Raw genomic sequence first — 21,245 nt, forward strand, 5'->3', positions numbered from 1 at the left:
CCGAAGCCTGTGGGCTGCGCGCCCTGAGCGATGTCGAACAATGAAAGTCCAAGGTGACCGCAGTCTGCTGATCTTCTCCGGCAACGCCAACCCGGCCCTGGCCTCGGCGGTGTGCAGGGAGCTGGGCGTGCGCCCGGGCAAGGCGCTGGTCAGCCGCTTCTCCGACGGCGAGGTGCAGGTCGAGATCGAGGAGAACGTGCGCCAGCAGGACGTGTTCGTGATCCAGCCGACCTGCGCGCCCAGCGCCGAGAACCTGGTCGAGCTGCTGGTCCTGATCGACGCGCTCAAGCGCGCCTCCGTCAGCAGCGTCACCGCCGTGGTGCCGTACTTCGGCTACGCCCGCCAGGATCGACGCCCGCGCTCCTCGCGCGTGCCGATCACCGCCAAGGTCGCCGCCAAGATGTTCTCCGCGGTGGACTGCGACCGCGTGCTCACTATCGACCTGCATGCCGACCAGATCCAGGGCTTCTTCGACATGCCGGTCGACAACGTCTACGCGTCGCCGCTGCTGCTGGCCGACATCTGGCGCGCGCACGGCACCGACAACATGGTGGTGGTCAGCCCCGACGTCGGCGGCGTGGTGCGCGCGCGGGCGATCGCCAAGCGGCTGGATGACGCGGACCTGGCGATCATCGACAAGCGCCGGCCCAAGGCCAACGTGTCCACCGTGATGAACATCATCGGTGACGTGGACGGCAAGACCTGCGTGCTGGTGGACGACATCGTCGATACCGCCGGCACCCTGTGCGCTGCCGCGGCCGCCTTGAAGGCGCGTGGCGCGACCAAGGTCGTGGCCTACTGCACCCACGCGGTGCTGTCGGGTGCGGCGATCAGCAACATCCGCAGTTCCGAGCTCGACGAGCTGGTGGTCACCGACACCATTCCGCTGACCGAGGCCGCGCGCGAGTGCGGCCGGGTGCGCCAGCTCAGCGTCGCCGAGCTGCTGGCCGAGACGATCCGCCGGATCGCCTTCGGCGAGTCGGTCAGCTCGCTCTACGTCGACTGAGCGACCCCGGTTTTTTACGGCTCACCTGGTCGCGGGTGAGTCTTTCCCGGTCGCCGCGAGGTGGCCACACCTGCAACACAAGCGAGTAAACAAGCAATGTCCGATCAAACCATCAAGGCCTCTGGCCGCAGTGTCGAGGGGAAGGGTGCGAGCCGCCGCCTGCGTCACGCGGGCAAGATCCCGGCCATCATCTACGGCGGCGACGCCGCTCCGCAGCCCGTCGTGCTCGACCAGGAAAAGATCTGGGTCGCCAGCCAGAACGAGTGGTTCTACTCGACCATCCTGGACCTGGACGTCGACGGCAAGGTCGAAAGCGTGCTGCTGCGTGACATGCAGCGCCATCCGTACAAGCAGATCATCATGCATCTGGACTTCATGCGGGTGAACCAGAAGGAAGTGCTGCGCGCCCAGGTGCAGTTGCACTTCATCAACGAGGACATCTCGCCGGCCGGCAAGAATCCCGACGTGATCATCATGAAGGAGCTGAACCACGTCGACGTCAGCTGCCTGCCCAAGGATCTGCCGGAGAACATCGAGGTCGACCTGTCGACGCTGGATCTGGGCGACACCATCCACCTCTCGCAGATCCCGCTGCCCGAAGGCGTCGAGATCCCGAGCCTGGCGCTCGGTGATGAGTACGACTCCGCGGTGGTCGTGGCGCGCAAGGGCCGCGTGGAAGTGGAGCCGGAGCCGGAAGTCGAAGGCGACACCGATGCCGCCGACGTGCCGGCCAGCAAGGTCGACTCGGGCGAGAAGGACGCCGAGTAAGCCTGCAATCGGCCGGGTCGATCGCACTCGCGGTCGCTCCGGCTTGCGGCTTGCTCGCCTGCCATGGCCGGTTTGCGCCTGATCGTCGGACTGGGGAATCCCGGTCCTGAATACCTCCGGACCCGGCACAATGCCGGGTTCTGGTTTGTGGACGCCCTGGCGGAAAGCCTGGGCGCCCGTTTCAGCCTGGAATCGAAACTGTTCGGCCAGGCCGCCAGGGTCGAGATCGCCGGCCAGCCGGTCTGGCTGCTCAAGCCGGCCACTTTCATGAACCTGTCCGGCAAATCGGTCACCGCCGCGCTGAACTACTGGAAGATCGAGCCCGGGCAGGCATTGCTGGCGCACGATGAGCTCGACCTCCCGCCCGGTACCGCCCGCCTGAAGTTCGATGGCGGCCACGGCGGCCAGAACGGACTGCGCGACACCATGCGCCTGCTCGCCCACGGCCGGTTTCACCGCCTGCGGGTCGGCATCGGCCACCCCGGCCACAAGGACCAGGTCACCCCGTGGGTGTTGGGCCGTCCCGGCGCGGACGACGAGGCCATGATCCTGCGCGCCATCGGCGATGCGATCGACGTGCTGCCGCTGGCGGTTGCCGGCGATTTCAACGAGGCGATGAAGCGCCTGCACACACCGCGGGACTGATTCGTTACCAGCACTGCCACACCACCGGTTCCACCCCTCATATCGAAAGCGAGTACAGCGTCATGGGCATCAAATGCGGCATCGTCGGCCTTCCCAACGTAGGCAAGTCGACCCTCTTCAATGCCCTGACCAAGGCCGGCATCGCCGCCGCCAATTTCCCCTTCTGCACGATCGAGCCCAACGTCGGCGTCGTGCCGGTCCCCGATCCGCGCCTGAACGCGCTGGCGGCGATCGTCAAGCCGCAGAAGTGCCTGCCCACCGCGGTCGAGTTCGTCGACATCGCCGGCCTGGTCGCCGGCGCGGCCAGCGGCGAGGGGCTGGGCAACAAGTTCCTCGCCCACATCCGCGAAGTCGACGCGATCACCCACGTGGTGCGCTGCTTCGAGAACGACGACATCATCCACGTCAACAACCGCATCGATCCGCTGTCGGACATCGACACCATCGACACCGAGCTGGCCCTGGCCGACCTGGATTCCGTCGAGAAGGCGCTGCAGCGCGCCGAGCGCTCGGCCAAGACCGGTGACAAGGACGCGAAGATCCGCGTCGACGTGCTCACCCGCGTGCGCGACGGCCTGGACGCGGGCAAGCCGGCCCGCGCGCTGGACCTGTCCGAGGACGACCGCCTGGCGCTGCGCGACCTGTTCCTGCTGACCCTCAAGCCGGTGCTGTACATCGCCAACGTGCTCGAGGACGGTTTCGAGGGCAATCCGCACCTGGACGCGGTGCGGGCCCGCGCCGACGCCGAAGGCGCCGAGGTGGTGCCGGTCTCGGCGGCGATCGAGGAGGAGCTCAGCCAGCTCGACGACGAGGACCGCGATGCGTTCCTGGCCGACATGGGCCTGGACGAGCCCGGCCTGAACCGCGTCATCCGCGCCGCCTACCGGCTCCTCGGCCTGCAGACCTACTTCACCGCCGGGGTCAAGGAAGTGCGAGCCTGGACCGTGAAGGGCGGGGCGACCGCGCCGCAGGCCGCCGCGGTCATCCATACCGATTTCGAGAAGGGCTTCATCCGCGCCGAGACCATCGGCTACGACGACTTCATCAAGTACCAGGGCGAGGCCGGTGCCCGCGAAGCCGGGCGCATGCGCCTGGAGGGCAAGGAGTACCGGGTCCAGGAAGGCGACGTGCTGCATTTCCGCTTCAACGTCTAGGCTCCAACCCGGCGCGGAACCGTATTTTCAGCCCCCGGGGCAAATATCTTCCACGCAGCGTTGACAAGCCGGTAAAAGCCCTCCAGAATTGCGGGCTCTTTGGAGGGATACCCAAGCGGCCAACGGGGGCAGACTGTAAATCTGCTGGCTTACGCCTTCGGTGGTTCGAATCCACCTCCCTCCACCAGCTTCGCGTCCGTCGCGTGCTGGTAGACGCAAGGCAGCAAACCGATAGACTAGGCGTCCGTCGGTGCAGTACCCAAGCAGGTTTGTCCGGCGCGGGAGTAGTTCAATGGTAGAACCTCAGCCTTCCAAGCTGATGGTGCGGGTTCGATCCCCGTCTCCCGCTCCATTGATGCCGCGACGTTGTGCACCTGCTGAAAAGGTCTGTTCAAAAAATTCGCTCACGTAGCTCAGTCGGTAGAGCACCTCCTTGGTAAGGAGGAGGTCACTGGTTCGATTCCAGTCGTGAGCACCACACCTACCATCCAGAACACCGTCCCACAGCGAGAAGCGACAATCATGGCCAAGGGTAAATTCGAGCGCACCAAGCCGCACGTGAACGTCGGCACGATCGGTCACGTTGACCACGGCAAGACCACGTTGACTGCAGCGCTGACCAAGGTTGGCGCGGAGCGCTTCGGCGGCGAGTTCAGCGCGTACGACGCGATCGACCGTGCACCCGAAGAGAAGGCGCGCGGCATCACCATCTCGACCTCGCACGTCGAGTACGAGTCGCCCAACCGCCACTACGCGCACGTCGACTGCCCCGGGCACGCCGACTACGTGAAGAACATGATCACCGGTGCGGCGCAGATGGACGGCGCGATCCTGGTGTGCTCGGCCGCGGACGGCCCGATGCCGCAGACCCGCGAGCACATCCTGCTGGCCCGCCAGGTGGGCGTGCCGTACATCGTGTCCTACCTGAACAAGGCGGACATGGTGGACGACGCCGAGCTGCTGGAGCTGGTGGAGATGGAAGTGCGCGAGCTGCTCTCCAAGTACGACTTCCCCGGCGACGACACCCCGATCATCACCGGTTCGGCGCTGAAGGCGCTGGAAGGCGACCAGAGCGATATCGGCGTGCCCTCGATCATCAAGCTGGTCGATGCGCTGGACAGCTGGATCCCGGAGCCCGAGCGCGACGTGGACAAGGCGTTCCTGATGCCGGTCGAGGACGTGTTCTCGATCTCCGGTCGCGGCACCGTGGTCACCGGTCGCATCGAGCGCGGCATCATCAAGGTGGGCGAGGAGATCGAGATCGTCGGCATCCGTCCGACCGTCAAGACCACCGTCACCGGCGTGGAGATGTTCCGCAAGCTGCTCGACCAGGGTCAGGCGGGGGATAACGCCGGCCTGCTGCTGCGCGGCACCAAGCGTGACGACGTGGAGCGCGGCCAGGTGCTGTGCAAGCCCGGCTCGATCAAGCCGCACACCCAGTTCGAAGGCGAGGTGTACATCCTGAGCAAGGACGAGGGCGGCCGTCACACGCCGTTCTTCAAGGGCTACCGTCCGCAGTTCTACTTCCGCACCACCGACGTCACCGGCGCCTGCGAGCTGCCCGAGGGCGTGGAGATGGTGATGCCGGGTGACAACGTGAAGATGGTGGTCGAGCTGATCAACCCGATCGCGATGGACGAAGGCTTGCGTTTCGCGATCCGCGAAGGTGGCCGCACCGTCGGCGCTGGCGTGGTGTCGAAGATAATCAAGTAAGTACAAGCGCCCGGGCCATCCTGCAAGGGGTGGCCTGTCGGCGCAACAGGAAGGATTGGCAAGGCGGCTTCAGCCGCCGTTGCCTTTTCCGGAACCAGTCAATACGCCAGTAGCTCAATTGGCAGAGCAGCGGTCTCCAAAACCGCAGGTTGGGGGTTCGAGTCCCTCCTGGCGTGCCACAAGCGGAAGGTCGATTGAACACCAAGGCTGAACAAAGCACGGGCGATATCCTGAAATACGTGGCCGCGGTGCTGTTGGTGGCCGCAGGCGTATTCGGCTTCTATTGGTTTGACCAGTGGCCGGGCGGCATCCGTGCCCTGCTGGTGGTGGGCGGTCTGGTCCTTGGCGCGGCGGTCTTCATGGTCAGCCACAAGGGCGTGCAGACCCGCGAGTTCCTCTCCGAATCCCACTTCGAGTTGCGCAAGGTGGTCTGGCCCACGCGCCAGGAAGCAATGCGCACCACCTGGGTGGTGGTTTTGGCAGTCGTGATCCTGAGCCTGATCCTGGCCGGATTCGATGTCGTCATCCAGGCGGCCGTGAAGTGGCTGCTTGGACGTTGAGGAGATGACACAAGTGCAGAGCTCAGATAACAGCCCGACCGCCGAAAGCAGCGCAAGCAACAAGCGCTGGTACGTCGTCCATGCCTATTCGGGCTATGAGAAGACGGTCGCCCAGGCGCTGCGTGACCGCATCGCCCGCGAGGAGATGGAGGACCGCTTCGGCGAGGTGCTGGTGCCCACGGAAGAGATCGTGGAAATGCGCGCCGGCCAGAAGCGCCGCTCCGAGCGCAAGTTCTTCCCCGGATACGTGCTGGTGCAGATCGCCACGACCGATGAGGGCGGGATTCCGCGCATCGACAGCGAGTGCTGGCACCTGATCAAGGAAACCCCGAAGGTGATGGGGTTCATCGGCGGTACCGCCGCGCGTCCGTTGCCGATCGCCGACCACGAGGCCGCGGCGATCCTGGACCGCGTCCAGGAAGGCGTCGAGAAGCCGCGTCCGAAGGTGCTGTTCGAGGCCGGCCAGATGGTCCGCGTGGTCGATGGCCCGTTCAACGACTTCAACGGCGTGGTCGAGGAAATCAACTACGAGAAGAGCCGCCTGCGCGTGGCGGTGCTGATCTTTGGTCGCTCGACCCCGGTCGAGCTCGAATTCGGTCAGGTCGAGAAGGCCTGACGGATAACCCATCCGCCGGACGAGTGGTTCGTCCGGCATCAATCGCGAGGAGCCTGCCGTTGCAAGACGCGCAGGCGCTTGCACTCGCAGGAGCTGTGACATGGCAAAGAAAGTAGTTGGCTACATCAAACTGCAGGTCAAGGCCGGCCAGGCGAATCCATCGCCGCCGGTCGGTCCTGCGCTCGGCCAGCGTGGCCTGAACATCATGGAGTTCTGCAAGGCATTCAACGCCGCGACCTCCAAGCTGGAGCCGGGCCTGCCCACGCCGGTGATCATCACCGCCTACTCGGACCGTACCTTCACCTTCGTCACCAAGAGCACGCCTGCCGCGGTGCTGCTGAAGAAGGCCGCCGGCGTCAGCCTGGGCTCCAACCGCCCCAACACCGACAAGGTCGGCAAGGTGACGCGCGCCCAGCTGGAAGAGATCGTCAAGGCCAAGCAAGCCGACCTCACGGCGGCGGACCTGGAAGCGGCGGTGCGTACGATTGCGGGTTCGGCCCGCAGCATGGGTTTGGCGGTGGAGGGTTAAGACATGGCGATGACCAAGCGCAAGAAAGCAATCAAGGCCGCCGTCGAGCCGGGCAAGTCCTACGCCTTCGACGACGCCATCAAGATCGTCAAGACCGCCACCAAGGCGAAGTTTGTCGAGTCCGTCGACGTGGCCGTGCGCCTCGGCGTGGACGCGCGCAAGTCCGACCAGCAGGTGCGCGGCTCGACCGTGCTGCCCGCCGGCACCGGCAAGAGCGTTCGCGTGGCGGTGTTCGCCCCGGCTGGCGCCAAGGCCGACGAGGCCCTGGCGGCCGGCGCGGAAGCGGTCGGCATGGACGACCTGGCCGAGAAGATGCAGGCCGGCGACCTGAACTATGACGTCGTGATCGCCACCCCCGACGCGATGCGCGTGGTGGGCAAGCTGGGCCAGCTGCTCGGCCCGCGCGGCCTGATGCCGAACCCGAAGGTCGGCACCGTGTCCCCGAATCCGGGCGAAGCGGTGAAGAACGCCAAGGGCGGCCAGGTGCGTTACCGCACCGACAAGGCCGGCATCATCCACTGCACGATCGGCAAGGCCGACTTCGACGATGCCTCGTTGAAGGGCAACCTGGAAGCGCTGCTGATCGACCTGATCAAGGCCAAGCCGGCCAGCGCCAAGGGCCACTACCTGCAGAAGATTTCGGTCAGCTCGACCATGGGTCCCGGCGTTGCCGTGGATCAGGGCACGCTGGTCCTGAAGTAATGAACCACGCATGGGCCGATGCGGATCCGCACCGGCCCAGGCGGAACGTTTGAGGGCATCGCCGAGGCTCGCGCCGACGCGATCGCTGTCAAAGACCGCAGGCGCGTCCAGCGCATGGTTGCGGCGGGCAGGGAGGCTCGCACTGGCACGGATACCGTCGCCGCCATGGACACCGGATGCTTAATCCAGGTTCCAGCATCGCTCCTTCGGGAATCGTTGCCGGCGCCAGGCCTGCGTAGATGGTTGCCGACCCTCCAGAATCCTGGAAACGGCCACCACCCGGAGCATCGCTTGCGATGTTCCCGGCATCGGGCCAAACGATGCCGACCGAGTACCGCTCCCGCGCATGTTGCGCGGGGCGGAGTTGATGTACGGAGGAGTGCAATGGCTCTTAATCTGACCCAGAAACAGGAAGTCGTTGCCGAACTGGCCGAGGTCGCCAGCACGGCGCACTCGCTGGTCGCCGCGGAATACGTCGGTCTTACCGTCGGGCAACTGACGGACATGCGCAAGAAGGCCCGCGAAGCCGGTGTGTACTTGAAGGTAGCCAAGAACACCCTGGTCTCGCGCGCAGTGGAGAACACCGATTACGCCATCGTCGCCGATGAGCTGACCGGTCCTTTGCTGTACGCCTTCTCGCAGGAAGATCCCGGCGCTGCGGGACGTCTGATGAAGGAGTTCGCCAAGGCGAACGACAAGCTGAAGCCACGCCTGGTGTCATTGGGCGGACAGTTGTACCCGGGCACCCATGTGGATGTCCTGGCGTCGCTGCCGACCCGTGATGAGGCGTTGTCGATGCTGCTCAGCGTCATGTCCCAGCCGGCCACCATGCTGGTGCGCCTGCTCAGCGAGCCCGCGTCGCAGGTTACCCGCGTTGTCAACGCGGCTGGCCAGACCAAGGCTGCCTGAGGCAGACAGTTCGGTTTACGGTTTTCCGCATAACGCTTTACGACAATCAAGTCGTTTCCAATCCAGATAAAACGAGGTTTTTACAATGTCCCTGTCCAACGAGCAGATCATCGAAGCGATCGCCGAAAAGTCCCTCATGGAAGTGATGGAGCTGGTGAAGTCGATGGAAGAGAAGTTCGGCGTCTCCGCCGCCGCTCCCGTCGCCGCTGCCGGCCCGGCCGCAGCTGCTGCTGCCCCGGCTGAAGAGCAGACCGAGTTCACCGTGACCCTGAAGGCCGCCGGTGAGAAGAAGGTCGAGGTCATCAAGGTCGTGCGTGCGATCACCGGTCTGGGCCTGAAGGAAGCCAAGGACCTGGTCGAAGGCGCGCCCAAGGACGTGAAGGAAGGCGTGTCCAAGGACGAGGCCGAGAAGCTGAAGAAGGATCTTGAGACCGCCGGTGCGTCCGTCGAAGTCAAGTAATCCTTGATTGAGTCGCCGGTTTATACTGGAGGCGACCAGCCGGGGCTGGGGGCGAAAGCTCCCGGCCTTTGGCCGTTGTAGCGACATCCGTTCCACGCAGCACCGCGGTTGCGACCGCGCAGTACCGAGTTGACAGCAGGAAGTAGCGGGAGATGGCGTGCTGGTGCCGGCAATACCAGCGACTTCCCACTGGCAATTTTGCACGATCCGATTTTGCACGACCTTGATGCATCCCCCGATCTGCATCTCCCCCATCACGTTTTCCCCCGGGCTGCGGACGCGCGACCCGATGAACACCGAGGCGGTAGCTCACCATGACCACAGCTTCCACGACGAATTATTCGTTCACCGAAAAGAAGCGCATCCGCAAGGACTTCGGCAAGAGCCGATCCATCCTCGAGGTGCCGTTCCTGCTTGCCATCCAGGTCGATTCCTATCGCCGTTTCCTGCAGGAGGACGTCGCACCGGCCAAGCGCGAGGAGCGCGGCCTGCACGCGGCGCTGAAGTCCGTGTTCCCGATTTCCAGCTATAGCGGCAACGCGGCGCTGGAATACGTTGACTACAAGCTGGGCGAGCCGGCGTTCGACGAGCGCGAGTGCCGCCAGCGCGGCATGAGCTACGGCGCCCCGCTGCGCGTCACCGTGCGCCTGGTGATCTACGACCGCGAGTCCTCGACCAAGGCCATCAAGTACGTGAAGGAGCAGGAGGTCTACATGGGCGAGATTCCGCTCATGACCGGCAACGGCACCTTCATCGTCAACGGCACCGAGCGCGTGATCGTGTCCCAGCTGCACCGCAGCCCGGGTGTGTTCTTCGACCACGACCGTGGCAAGACCCACAGCTCCGGCAAGCTGCTCTACAGCGCGCGCATCATTCCCTACCGCGGCTCGTGGCTGGACTTCGAGTTCGACCCCAAGGATGCGCTGTTCACCCGTATCGACCGCCGCCGCAAGCTGCCGGTCACCATCCTGCTGCGTGCCCTGGGCTACACCAACGAGGAAATGCTGGCCGAGTTCTTCGAGGTCAACACTTTTCACGTCGACCCCAAGGAAGGCGTCCAGCTGGAACTGGTGCCCGAGCGCCTGCGTGGCGAGACACTGGACTTCGACCTGGCCGACGGTGACAAGGTCATCGTGGAAGCCGGTCGCCGCATCACCGCGCGCCACGTCAAGCAGCTCGAAGCCGCCGGCATCGACGCGCTGGCCGTGCCCGACGAGTACCTGATCGGCCGCATCCTCTCGCACGACGTGATCGACGCCAGCACCGGCGAGCTGATCGCCGCCGCCAACGACGAGATCACCGACGAGCATCTGGCGCTGTTCCGCAAGGCCGGCATCGATGCCCTGGGCACCCTGTGGGTGAATGATCTGGACCGCGGCGCGTTCATCTCCAACACCCTGCGCATCGATCCGAGCAAGACCCAGCTGGAAGCGCTGGTCGAGATCTACCGCATGATGCGTCCCGGCGAGCCGCCGACCAAGGATGCCGCGCAGAATCTCTTCCACAACCTGTTCTTCACCTTCGACCGCTACGACCTGTCGGCCGTGGGCCGGATGAAGTTCAACCGCCGCATCGGCCACAAGGAAGTCACCGGCGCCTCGGTGCTCTACGACGAGCGCTACTTCTCCCAGCGCAAGGACGAGGAGTCCAAGAAGATCGCCGCCGACGTGGGCGAGGGTTCCGACATCCTCGACGTGCTCAAGGTGCTGACCGAGATCCGCAACGGTCGCGGCATCGTCGATGACATCGACCACCTGGGCAACCGCCGCGTGCGTTCGGTCGGCGAGATGGCCGAGAACACCTTCCGCGTCGGCCTGGTCCGGGTGGAGCGTGCGGTCAAGGAGCGCCTGTCGATGGCCGAGGCCGATGGCCTGACCCCGCAGGACCTGATCAACGCCAAGCCGGTCGCGGCCGCGGTCAAGGAATTCTTCGGCTCCTCGCAGCTGTCGCAGTTCATGGACCAGAACAACCCGCTCTCGGAGGTCACCCACAAGCGCCGCGTGTCCGCGCTTGGGCCGGGCGGCCTGACCCGCGAGCGTGCCGGCTTTGAAGTGCGCGACGTGCACCCGACCCACTACGGCCGCGTGTGCACCATCGAGACGCCCGAAGGCCCGAACATCGGCCTGATCAACTCGCTGGCGGTGTTCGCCCGCACCAACGAGTACGGCTTCCTGGAGACGCCGTACCGCAAGGTCGTGGACGGCAAGGTCACCGACGAGGTCGAGTACCTGTCGGCGATCGAGGAGAACGAGTACGTCATCGCCCAGGCCAACGCGCCGCAGGACGCCAAGGGCGTGCTCAGCGAGCTGTTCGTGGACTGCCGTTACCAGGGCGAGTCCATGCTGAAGCCGCCGCTGGAGGTGGACTTCATGGACGTCTCGCCGATGCAGACCGTGTCGGTGGCCGCGGCGCTGGTGCCGTTCCTGGAGCACGACGACGCCAACCGCGCGTTGATGGGCGCCAACATGCAGCGCCAGGCGGTACCGACGCTGCGTGCGCAGAAGCCGCTGGTCGGCACCGGCATCGAGCGCGCCGTGGCGCGCGACTCGGGCGTGACCGTGAACGCGCTGCGCGGCGGTACCGTAGAGCAGATCGACGCGGCCCGCATCGTGGTCAAGGTCAACGAGGACGAGATCAGCAACGAGACCGACGCCGGCGTCGATATCTACAACCTGATCAAGTACACCCGTTCCAACCAGAACACCTGCATCAACCAGACCCCGCTGGTCAACGTGGGCGACGTGATCTCGCGCGGCGACGTGCTGGCCGACGGTCCGTCCACCGACATCGGCGAGCTGGCGCTGGGCCAGAACATGCTGATCGCGTTCATGCCGTGGCACGGCTACAACTTCGAGGATTCCATCCTGCTCTCCGAGCGGGTGGTCCAGGAGGATCGTTACACCACGATCCACATCGAGGAGCTGACCTGTGTCGCGCGTGACACCAAGCTGGGGCCGGAGGAGATCTCCGCCGACATCCCCAACGTCTCCGAGCAGGCGCTGAACCGCCTGGACGAGTCCGGCGTGGTCTACATCGGCGCCGAAGTGCGCGCCGGCGACATCCTGGTTGGCAAGGTCACGCCCAAGGGCGAGAGCCAGCTGACCCCGGAAGAGAAGCTGCTGCGGGCGATCTTCGGCGAGAAGGCGTCCGACGTGAAGGACAGCTCGCTGCGCGTGCCCCCGGGCATGGACGGCAACGTCATCGACGTGCAGGTCTTCACCCGCGACGGCATCGAGAAGGATGCGCGTGCCAAGCAGATCGAGGAATCCGAAGTCCGCCGCGTCAAGAAGGACTTCGACGACCAGTTCCGCATCCTGGAGGCGGCGATCTACAGCCGCCTGCGCAGCCAGCTGATCGGCAAGGTCGCCAACGGCGGCGCCGGCGTGAAGAAGGGCGAGACCGTCACCAGCCTGGTGCTGGACGGGCTGTCGCGGAAGGACTGGTTCAGCCTGCGGATGAAGGACGACTCTGCCGTCGAGGCGATCGAGCGGGCGCAGAAGCAGCTGGACGTGCACGAGAAGGAATTCGAGCGCCGGTTTGCCGACAAGCGCGCCAAGATCACCCAGGGCGATGACCTCGCCCCGGGCGTGCTGAAGATGGTCAAGGTGTTCCTGGCGGTCAAGCGCCGCATCCAGCCGGGCGACAAGATGGCTGGCCGCCACGGCAACAAGGGCGTCGTATCGACCCTCGTGCCGGTGCAGGACATGCCCTACCTGGCCGACGGCCAGACCGTGGACATCGTGCTCAACCCGCTGGGCGTGCCAAGCCGCATGAACATCGGTCAGGTGCTGGAAGTCCACCTGGGCTGGGCGGCAAAGGGCCTGGGCGAGAAGATCCAGCGCATGCTGGATGCCCGCGCCAAGGTCGCCGAGCTGCGCAAGTTCCTCGACGAGATCTACAACCACGACACCAAGCTGCACGGCCAGCGCGTGGACCTCAAGCAGTTCAGCGACGATGAGCTGCTGGCCCTGGCGGGCAACCTGACCGACGGCGTGCCGATGGCAACGCCGGTGTTCGACGGTGCCGCCGAGTCGGAGATCAAGTCGATGCTGAAGCTGGCGGACCTGCCCGAGAGCGGCCAGACCACGCTGTATGACGGTCGTACCGGCGAGGCCTTCGATCGCGAGATCACGGTCGGCTACATGCACATGCTGAAGCTGAACCACCTGGTCGACGACAAGATGCACGCCCGCTCCACTGGCCCGTACTCGCTCGTCACCCAGCAGCCGCTGGGCGGCAAGGCGCAGTTCGGCGGCCAGCGCTTCGGTGAGATGGAAGTCTGGGCGCTGGAGGCCTACGGCGCGGCGTACACGCTGCAGGAAATGCTGACGGTCAAGTCCGACGACGTGCAGGGACGCAACCAGATGTACAAGAACATCGTCGATGGCGAGTACGAGACGGTTGCCGGCATGCCCGAGTCGTTCAACGTGCTGGTCAAGGAGATCCGCTCACTGGCGATCAACATGGAGCTGGAAGAGAACTGAGGCCCCTGAGCGGGCAACGCCGCGGATCGCGCGTTGCCCGGCTCCGACCACCGGTAGTGCCAGCCCTTTGACGATTTACTCCTCCACGGAGAAAGAAAAATGAAAGACCTGCTCAACCTGTTCAACCAGCAGCGTCCGGCGCTGAACTTCGACGCGATCAAGATCGCGTTGGCGTCGCCCGACCTGATCCGTTCGTGGTCGTTTGGCGAGGTGAAGAAGCCCGAGACGATCAACTACCGCACCTTCAAGCCCGAGCGCGACGGCCTGTTCTGCGCCGCGATCTTCGGCCCGGTGAAGGACTACGAGTGCCTGTGCGGCAAGTACAAGCGCATGAAGCACCGTGGCGTGGTGTGCGAGAAGTGCGGCACCGAGGTCACCCTGGCCAAGGTCCGCCGCGAGCGCATGGGCCACATCGACCTGGCCTCGCCGGTCGCCCACATCTGGTTCCTCAAGTCGCTGCCCAGCCGCATCGGCCTGATGCTGGACATGACCCTGCGCGATATCGAGCGCATCCTATACTTCGAGGCGTTCGTCGTCACCGAGCCGGGCCTGACCCCGTTCGAGCGCGGCCAGCTGCTCAATGAAGAGGAGTACATGCAGGCCCGCCAGGAGCACAACGACGACTTCGACGCCGCGATGGGCGCCGAGGCGGTGTTCGACCTGCTGCGCACCCTGGACCTGCAGAGCGAACTGGTGCAGCTGAAGGAAGACATCAACGCGACCGGTTCGGAGACCAAGCTCAAGCGCCTGACCAAGCGCGTCAAGCTGGTCGAGGCGTTCCTGGAGTCGGGCAACAAGCCCGAGTGGATGGTGATGACCGTCCTGCCGGTGCTGCCGCCGGACCTGCGTCCGCTGGTGCCGCTGGACGGTGGCCGTTTCGCCACCTCCGACCTGAACGACCTGTACCGCCGCGTCATCAACCGCAACAACCGCCTGCGGCGCTTGCTGGAACTCAGCGCGCCGGAAATCATCGTGCGCAACGAAAAGCGCATGCTGCAGGAGTCGGTGGACGCGCTGATGGACAACGGCCGCCGCGGCCGCGCCATCACCGGCACCAACAAGCGCCCGCTGAAGTCGCTGGCCGACATGATCAAGGGCAAGCAGGGCCGGTTCCGCCAGAACCTGCTCGGCAAGCGCGTGGACTACTCGGGCCGCTCGGTGATCGTGGTCGGTCCGTACCTGAAGCTGCACCAGTGCGGCCTGCCCAAGAAGATGGCGCTGGAGCTGTTCAAGCCGTTCATCTTCGCCAAGCTGCAGCGCCAGGGCCTGGCCACCACCATCAAGGCGGCCAAGAAGCTGGTCGAGCGCGAAGAGGCGGAAGTCTGGGACATCCTGGAAGAAGTCATCCGCGAGCATCCGGTGCTGCTCAACCGCGCACCGACCCTGCATCGCCTGGGCATCCAGGCGTTCGAGCCGGTCCTGATCGAGGGCAAGGCGATCCAGCTGCACCCGCTGGTCTGCACCGCGTTCAACGCCGACTTCGACGGTGACCAGATGGCCGTGCACGTGCCGCTCTCGCTGGAAGCCCAGCTGGAAGCGCGTGCGCTGATGATGGCCTCCAACAACATCCTGTCGCCGGCCAACGGCGAGCCGATCATCGTGCCGTCGCAGGACGTCGTGCTGGGCCTGTACTACATGACCCGCGCGCTGGAGAACAAGAAGGGCGAGGGCATGGCGTTTGCCAACGTCGCCGAGGTCAAGCGCGCTTACGACAACCGCGTGGTGGAACTGCACGCCAAGGTCAAGGTCCGCATCGAGGAGTCGGTGATCCAGGAGGACGGCACCCGCGTGCAGCAGTCCTCGATCGTCGACACCACGATCGGCCGCGCGCTGCTGGACGACATCCTGCCGTCGGGCCTGCCGTTTGCGCTGGCCAATGTCGAGCTGACCAAGAAGAACATCAGCCGCCTGATCAACTCGTGCTACCGCATGCTGGGCCTGAAGGACACGGTCGTGTTCGCCGACCAGCTGATGTACACCGGTTTCGCCTACGCGACCCGCGCCGGCGTCTCCATCGGCATCGACGACATGATCATCCCGGAGGTCAAGAAGGGCATCCTGGACGAGGCCGAGACCGAGGTCACCGAGATCCAGGAGCAGTACCAGTCCGGCCTGGTCACCGGCGGTGAGCGCTACAACAAGGTCGTGGACATCTGGTCGCGCACCAACGAGCGCGTCGCCAAGGCGATGATGGAAACCATCGGCACCGAGAAGGTGGTCAACGCCAAGGGCGAGACCATCGACCAGAAGTCGATGAACTCCGTGTTCATCATGGCCGACTCCGGTGCGCGTGGTTCGCAGGCGCAGATCCGCCAGCTGGCGGGCATGCGTGGCCTGATGGCCAAGCCGGACGGCTCGATCATCGAGACCCCGATCACCGCGAACTTCCGCGAGGGTCTCAACGTCCTGCAGTACTTCATCTCAACCCACGGCGCGCGCAAGGGCCTGGCCGATACCGCGCTGAAGACCGCCAACTCCGGTTACCTGACCCGTCGCCTGGTCGACGTGGCCCAGGACGTGGTCATCACCGAGGACGACTGCGGCACGCTGGAAGGCCTGACCATGATCCCGATCGTGGAAGGCGGCGACATCGTGGAGCCGCTGCGCGACCGCGTGCTCGGCCGCGTCGTGGCCGAGGACGTGTTCCTGCCCGGCGATGACGAAGATCCGATCGTCACCCGCAACACCCTGCTCGACGAGGCCTGGGTGCAGAAGCTGGAAGAGGCGAGCGTGCAGTTGATCAAGGTCCGCTCGACCATAACCTGCCAGTCCGCGTTCGGCGTGTGCGCCAACTGCTACGGGCGTGACCTGGGCCGCGGCCACATGGTCAACCATGGTGAGGCGGTCGGCGTGGTGGCTGCCCAGTCCATCGGTGAGCCGGGCACCCAGCTGACCATGCGCACGTTCCACATCGGTGGCGCGGCGTCGCGTGCGGCGGCCATCGACAACGTCACGGTGAAGACCACCGGTACGCTGAAGTTCAACAACCTCAAGCACATCGAGCACTCCGACGGCCACGTGGTCGCGGTGTCGCGCTCCGGTGAGCTGTCCGTACTCGACGTCCACGGCCGCGAGCGCGAACGGTACAAGCTGCCCTACGGCGCGACCATCGACGTCAAGGATGGCGCGGACATCAAGGCCGGCCAGCAGGTCGCGCACTGGGATCCGCATAACCACCCGATCGTCTCGGAAGTCGCCGGTTTCGTGCGCTTCATCGACTTCGTCGATGGCGTGACCGTGATCGAGAAGACCGACGAGCTGACCGGCCTGGCCTCGCGCGAGATCACCGATCCCAAGCGTCGTGGTTCGGCGGCCAAGGAACTGCGGCCGATCGTGCGCATCGTCGACAAGGACGGCAACGACCTCAACATCCCGGGTACCGACCTGCCGGCGCAGTACCAGCTGCCGCCGCGCTCGGTGGTCAACCTGCAGGATGGCGCGGCCGTGGGCGTGGGTGACGTGGTTGCCAAGATTCCGCAGGAAGCGTCCAAGACCCGCGATATCACCGGTGGTCTGCCGCGCGTGGCCGACCTGTTCGAGGCCCGCAAGCCCAAGGATCCCGCGATCCTGGCCGAAGTCTCGGGCATCGTCAGCTTCGGCAAGGAAACCAAGGGCAAGCAGCGCCTGGTGATCAAGGAAGCCGACGGCACCGATTACGAGGAGCTGATCCCCAAGTACCGCCAGATCATCGTGTTCGAAGGCGAGCACGTGGAGAAGGGCGAGACCGTGGTGGACGGCGAGCCGACCCCGCAGGACATCCTGCGCCTGCTGGGCGTGGAGCCGCTGGCGGTCTACCTGACCAAGGAGATCCAGGACGTCTACCGCCTGCAGGGTGTGAAGATCAACGACAAGCACATCGAGGTGATCGTTCGCCAGATGCTGCGCAAGGTCGACATCAGCGACGCCGGCGACAGCAAGTTCATGAACGGCGAGCAGATCGAGCGGCAGCGGTTTGTCGAGGAGCACGCCCGGGTCGCGGCGAACGACGGCATCGTGCCGCAGTTCAACCCCGTCCTGCTGGGCATCACCAAGGCCTCGTTGGCGACCGAGTCGTTCATCTCCGCGGCGTCCTTCCAGGAGACCACCCGGGTGCTAACCGAGGCCGCCGTGCGCGGTACCCGTGACAACCTGCGCGGGCTCAAGGAGAACGTCATCGTTGGCCGCCTGATTCCTGCCGGCACCGGTTTGGCGTACCATGCGCAGCGCCGCAAGAACGCCTCGGGCCTGACGGATTCGGAGATGGCGGCGCTGTCGGCCCCGGTCGCATCCGCCGCCGTGGCGGAAGACGTCAGCGAAGAGTCCAGCGCTTCGTAACACAGCAACACCAAGTGACGACCGGAAACGGTCGTCCCAGATCACCAAATGAGGCGCACGGAGCGCCTCGTGTTGGGCCCACGGAAGGGCGGGATCAGGAAATTTCGCGGGACTGGCGCACTGCGCCGGTCCCCGCGATTTCGTGTCTAATCCGCATTTGACGACATCGTCAAGGGCGGGTTATACTTTTCGGTCTCGGTTGGTCGGGAGTTTCCGGCTTTCCGTTCGTTATTCACAAGAGGTGCGGCATTCCTGGCCGGCCTCCCACCAAAGAGTTCCTGATGGCGACGATCAATCAGCTGGTCCGCAAGCCGCGGCAGGCAGCGACCTACAACAGTGCCTCGCCGGCGCTTGAGAACTGCCCGCAGCGCCGCGGCGTCTGCACCCGTGTTTACACCACCACCCCGAAGAAGCCGAACTCGGCGATGCGCAAGGTGGCCAAGGTGCGCCTGACCAACGGTTACGAGGTCATCTCGTACATCGGCGGTGAAGGCCACAACCTGCAGGAGCACTCGGTGGTGCTGATCCGCGGCGGTCGCGTCAAGGACCTGCCGGGCGTCCGTTACCACACCGTGCGCGGTGCGCTCGATGCCGCCGGCGTCGCCAAGCGCCGCCAGCGCCGTTCAAAGTACGGCGCCAAGCGCCCGAAGTCCTGAGGAATTGACCAATGTCGCGTAAAGGTTCAGCACCGCAGCGTTCGATCCTGCCCGATCCCAAGCATGGCAGCGAGACGATCGCGCGTTTCATCAACATGGTCATGTACAGCGGCAAGAAGTCCGTCGCCGAAAAGATCGTGTACGGCGCCATGGACGTGATCGGCGAGAAGAATGCCGATCCGCTGGAAATCGTCGAGAAGGCGCTGGCGAACATCTCGCCGGCGGTTGAGGTCAAGTCCCGCCGCGTTGGCGGTTCCACCTACCAGGTGCCGGTCGAGGTGCGTTCGTCGCGCCGCGTCGCCCTGGCAATGCGCTGGCTGATCGATGCCGCCCGCAAGCGTGGCGAGAACACCATGCCGCGCAAGCTGGCCGCCGAGCTGCTGGATGCCTCCGAAAGTCGTGGTGGCGCGGTCAAGAAGCGCGAAGAAACCCACCGCATGGCGGAAGCGAACAAGGCGTTCGCGCACTACCGCTGGTGAGCCGGGCGCCCGGCCATTGGCGGGGCGTTCGCAGGCAACAAGACACTTCGACGGCGGCCGTGGCTGCCCGAGCGTACCGTGTGCCGCCCCCAGGCGGCACCCGGCCTTTCTGAAACATCCAAATACGAGAGGGTACCGTGGCTCGCACCACTCCCATCGAACGCTATCGCAACTTCGGCATCATGGCCCACATCGATGCCGGGAAAACCACCACCTCCGAACGCATCCTGTTCTATACCGGTGTCAACCATAAGCTTGGCGAAACCCACGAGGGTGCCGCCACGATGGACTGGATGGAGCAGGAGCAGGAGCGCGGCATCACCATTACGTCCGCCGCGACGACCGCGTTCTGGAGCGGCATGGACAAGTCCATGCCCCAGCACCGTCTGAACATCATCGACACCCCCGGGCACGTCGACTTCACCATCGAGGTGGAGCGCTCCCTGCGCGTGCTCGACGGCGCGGTGTTCGTGCTGTGCGCGGTCGGTGGTGTGCAGCCGCAGTCGGAGACTGTCTGGCGCCAGGCCAACAAGTACAAGGTTCCCCGTCTTGCGTTCGTCAACAAGATGGACCGCACCGGTGCCAACTTCAACAAGGTCGTCGGCCAGTTGAAGGCGCGCCTGGGTGCCTATCCGGTGCCGATGCAGGTGCCGATCGGCGCCGAAGACGGCTTCGAGGGCGTGGTCGACCTGATCAAGATGAAGGCGATCCACTGGGATACCGCATCCCAGGGCACCGTGTTCGAGTACCGCGAGGTCCCGGCCGACCTGCTGGAAGAGGCCACGACCGCCCGCGCGTTCATGGTCGAGGCTGCGGCCGAAGCCAGCGAAGAGCTGATGGACAAGTACCTCAACGATGGCGAGCTGACCGAGGCCGAGATCATCGGCGGCCTGCGCGAGCGCACCCTCAAGGTTGAAGTCATTCCCGTGTTCTGTGGCACCGCGTTCAAGAACAAGGGCGTGCAGGCGATGCTCGACGGCGTGATCCAGCTGCTGCCGGCGCCGACCGACGTCCATGCCGTGACCGGTATCGACGACGACGAGCAGGAAGCGACCCGCGAAGCCTCCGACAAGGCGCCGTTCTCCGCGCTGGCGTTCAAGGTGATGACCGACCCGTTCGTCGGTTCGCTGACCTTCTTCCGCTGCTACTCGGGCGTGCTCAACTCCGGCGACCAGGTCTACAACCCGATCAAGTCGAAGAAGGAGCGCATCGGCCGCATCCTGCAGATGCACTCCAACGACCGCATCGAGATCAAGGAAGTGCGCGCTGGCGACATCGCCGCCGCCGTCGGCCTGAAGGACGTCACCACCGGTGACACCCTGTGCGCGATCGACCACATCATCACCCTGGAGCGCATGGTGTTCCCGGAGCCGGTGATCTCGATGGCCGTGGAGCCCAAGACCAAGGCCGACCAGGAAAAGATGAGCACCGCACTGGGCCGCCTGGCGCAGGAGGATCCGTCCTTCCGCGTGCACACCGACGAAGAGTCCGGCCAGACGATCATCTCGGGCATGGGCGAGTTGCACCTGGACATCCTGGTGGACCGCATGCGCCGCGAGTTCCATGTCGAGGCCAACGTCGGCAAGCCGCAGGTCGCCTACCGCGAGACCATCCGCAAGGCAGTCAAGGCCGAAGGCAAGTTCGTGCGCCAGTCCGGCGGCAAGGGCCAGTTCGGTCACGTGTGGCTCGAGATCGAGCCCGGCGAAACCGGCAGCGGCTACGTCTTCGAGAACGCCATTGTCGGCGGCGTGGTCCCCAAGGACTACATCCCGGCGGTGGACAAGGGTATCCAGGAGGCGGTCGCCAATGGCCTGCTGGCCGGCTACCCGATCGTGGACGTCAAGGTCAAGCTGATCGACGGTTCCTACCATGAGGTTGACTCCTCCGAAATGGCGTTCAAGATCGCCGGCTCGATGGGCTTCAAGGAAGGCTTCCACAAGGCCAGCCCGGTCCTGCTGGAGCCGATGATGAAGGTCGAGATCGTCACCCCCGAGGATTACCTGGGCGACGTGATGGGCGACGTCAGCCGCCGTCGCGGCATCCTGCAGGGTCAGGAGGACAGCCTGTCGGGCAAGATCATCGATGCGATGCTGCCGCTGGGCGAGATGTTCGGCTACGCCACCAGCCTGCGCTCGATGTCGCAGGGTCGTGCAACCTTCACGATGGAATTCGATCACTACGCCGAGGCGCCGGCCAACATCGCCGAAGCGGTGATCAAAAAGAACTGATGCAACGGCCGGCACCCGCCGG

16 protein-coding genes and 4 tRNA genes are annotated in these 21,245 nt (G+C 65.1%); all 20 read left to right on the plus strand.

All coding sequences use genetic code 11. From position 1 onward, the window contains the following. Window positions 1-40: 40 nt before the first annotated feature. The 20 genes from INQ41_RS02380 to fusA all read left to right on the plus strand — a co-directional run bounded on the left by INQ41_RS02380 (window position 41) and on the right by fusA (window position 21,223). On the plus strand, window positions 41-1,006 hold the full coding sequence (locus INQ41_RS02380; protein WP_193985911.1) for a ribose-phosphate diphosphokinase: 966 nt from the start codon (window positions 41-43) through the stop codon (window positions 1,004-1,006). 96 nt (window positions 1,007-1,102) lie between these two features. Then, window positions 1,103-1,774 (plus strand): 50S ribosomal protein L25/general stress protein Ctc, encoded by a 672-nt coding sequence (locus tag INQ41_RS02385; RefSeq protein ID WP_193985913.1) that lies wholly within the window; start codon window positions 1,103-1,105, stop codon window positions 1,772-1,774. 63 nt (window positions 1,775-1,837) lie between these two features. Next, window positions 1,838-2,419, plus strand: a complete 582-nt coding sequence (gene pth, locus INQ41_RS02390) for an aminoacyl-tRNA hydrolase (protein ID WP_193985914.1) — start codon at window positions 1,838-1,840, stop codon at window positions 2,417-2,419. A gap of 62 nt (window positions 2,420-2,481) precedes the next feature. Further along, window positions 2,482-3,573 (plus strand): redox-regulated ATPase YchF, encoded by a 1,092-nt coding sequence (ychF, locus tag INQ41_RS02395; RefSeq protein WP_193985916.1) that lies wholly within the window; start codon window positions 2,482-2,484, stop codon window positions 3,571-3,573. A 101-nt stretch (window positions 3,574-3,674) separates the two neighbouring features. Continuing rightward, window positions 3,675-3,760: transfer RNA gene (locus INQ41_RS02400), tRNA-Tyr, on the plus strand. Window positions 3,761-3,851: 91 nt separating this feature from the next. Beyond that, window positions 3,852-3,925: transfer RNA gene (locus tag INQ41_RS02405), tRNA-Gly, on the plus strand. A gap of 50 nt (window positions 3,926-3,975) precedes the next feature. After that, window positions 3,976-4,051 (plus strand) — tRNA-Thr (locus tag INQ41_RS02410). Between the two features lie 44 nt (window positions 4,052-4,095). Beyond that, window positions 4,096-5,286 carry an elongation factor Tu gene (tuf, locus tag INQ41_RS02415; RefSeq protein WP_193985918.1) on the plus strand — a complete coding sequence of 397 codons (1,191 nt, stop codon included), beginning with the start codon at window positions 4,096-4,098 and terminating at the stop codon, window positions 5,284-5,286. A 103-nt stretch (window positions 5,287-5,389) separates the two neighbouring features. Beyond that, window positions 5,390-5,465 (plus strand) — tRNA-Trp (locus INQ41_RS02420). Between the two features lie 15 nt (window positions 5,466-5,480). After that, window positions 5,481-5,846, plus strand: coding sequence for a preprotein translocase subunit SecE (gene secE, locus INQ41_RS02425; RefSeq protein WP_043959584.1), 366 nt, complete (start codon window positions 5,481-5,483; stop codon window positions 5,844-5,846). Window positions 5,847-5,859: 13 nt separating this feature from the next. Further along, window positions 5,860-6,462: a transcription termination/antitermination protein NusG gene (nusG, locus tag INQ41_RS02430; RefSeq protein WP_228076677.1), complete on the plus strand. Its 603-nt coding sequence runs from the start codon at window positions 5,860-5,862 to the stop codon at window positions 6,460-6,462. Between the two features lie 100 nt (window positions 6,463-6,562). Continuing rightward, window positions 6,563-6,991: a 50S ribosomal protein L11 gene (gene rplK, locus INQ41_RS02435; RefSeq protein WP_193985922.1), complete on the plus strand. Its 429-nt coding sequence runs from the start codon at window positions 6,563-6,565 to the stop codon at window positions 6,989-6,991. A 3-nt stretch (window positions 6,992-6,994) separates the two neighbouring features. Then, on the plus strand, window positions 6,995-7,693 hold the full coding sequence (gene rplA / locus INQ41_RS02440) for a 50S ribosomal protein L1 (RefSeq protein WP_193985924.1): 699 nt from the start codon (window positions 6,995-6,997) through the stop codon (window positions 7,691-7,693). Between the two features lie 384 nt (window positions 7,694-8,077). After that, window positions 8,078-8,602, plus strand: coding sequence for a 50S ribosomal protein L10 (gene rplJ, locus INQ41_RS02445; protein ID WP_193985926.1), 525 nt, complete (start codon window positions 8,078-8,080; stop codon window positions 8,600-8,602). An 85-nt stretch (window positions 8,603-8,687) separates the two neighbouring features. Then, complete coding sequence (rplL, locus tag INQ41_RS02450; protein WP_193985927.1) at window positions 8,688-9,062, plus strand: 50S ribosomal protein L7/L12; 375 nt, start codon at window positions 8,688-8,690, stop codon at window positions 9,060-9,062. A gap of 314 nt (window positions 9,063-9,376) precedes the next feature. Further along, window positions 9,377-13,546 carry a DNA-directed RNA polymerase subunit beta gene (gene rpoB / locus INQ41_RS02455; RefSeq protein ID WP_193985929.1) on the plus strand — a complete coding sequence of 1,390 codons (4,170 nt, stop codon included), beginning with the start codon at window positions 9,377-9,379 and terminating at the stop codon, window positions 13,544-13,546. A gap of 99 nt (window positions 13,547-13,645) precedes the next feature. Continuing rightward, window positions 13,646-17,860 carry a DNA-directed RNA polymerase subunit beta' gene (rpoC, locus tag INQ41_RS02460; protein ID WP_193985931.1) on the plus strand — a complete coding sequence of 1,405 codons (4,215 nt, stop codon included), beginning with the start codon at window positions 13,646-13,648 and terminating at the stop codon, window positions 17,858-17,860. Between the two features lie 281 nt (window positions 17,861-18,141). Next, entirely contained in the window at window positions 18,142-18,516 is a 375-nt protein-coding gene (gene rpsL, locus INQ41_RS02465; protein WP_036196058.1) for a 30S ribosomal protein S12, read from the plus strand. A gap of 11 nt (window positions 18,517-18,527) precedes the next feature. Beyond that, entirely contained in the window at window positions 18,528-18,995 is a 468-nt protein-coding gene (gene rpsG / locus INQ41_RS02470; RefSeq protein WP_193985932.1) for a 30S ribosomal protein S7, read from the plus strand. Between the two features lie 137 nt (window positions 18,996-19,132). Then, window positions 19,133-21,223, plus strand: coding sequence for an elongation factor G (fusA, locus tag INQ41_RS02475; protein WP_193985934.1), 2,091 nt, complete (start codon window positions 19,133-19,135; stop codon window positions 21,221-21,223). Window positions 21,224-21,245: the final 22 nt, after the last annotated feature.

The organism is Lysobacter ciconiae, assembly GCF_015209725.1.
Taxonomy (GTDB): domain Bacteria; phylum Pseudomonadota; class Gammaproteobacteria; order Xanthomonadales; family Xanthomonadaceae; genus Novilysobacter; species Novilysobacter ciconiae.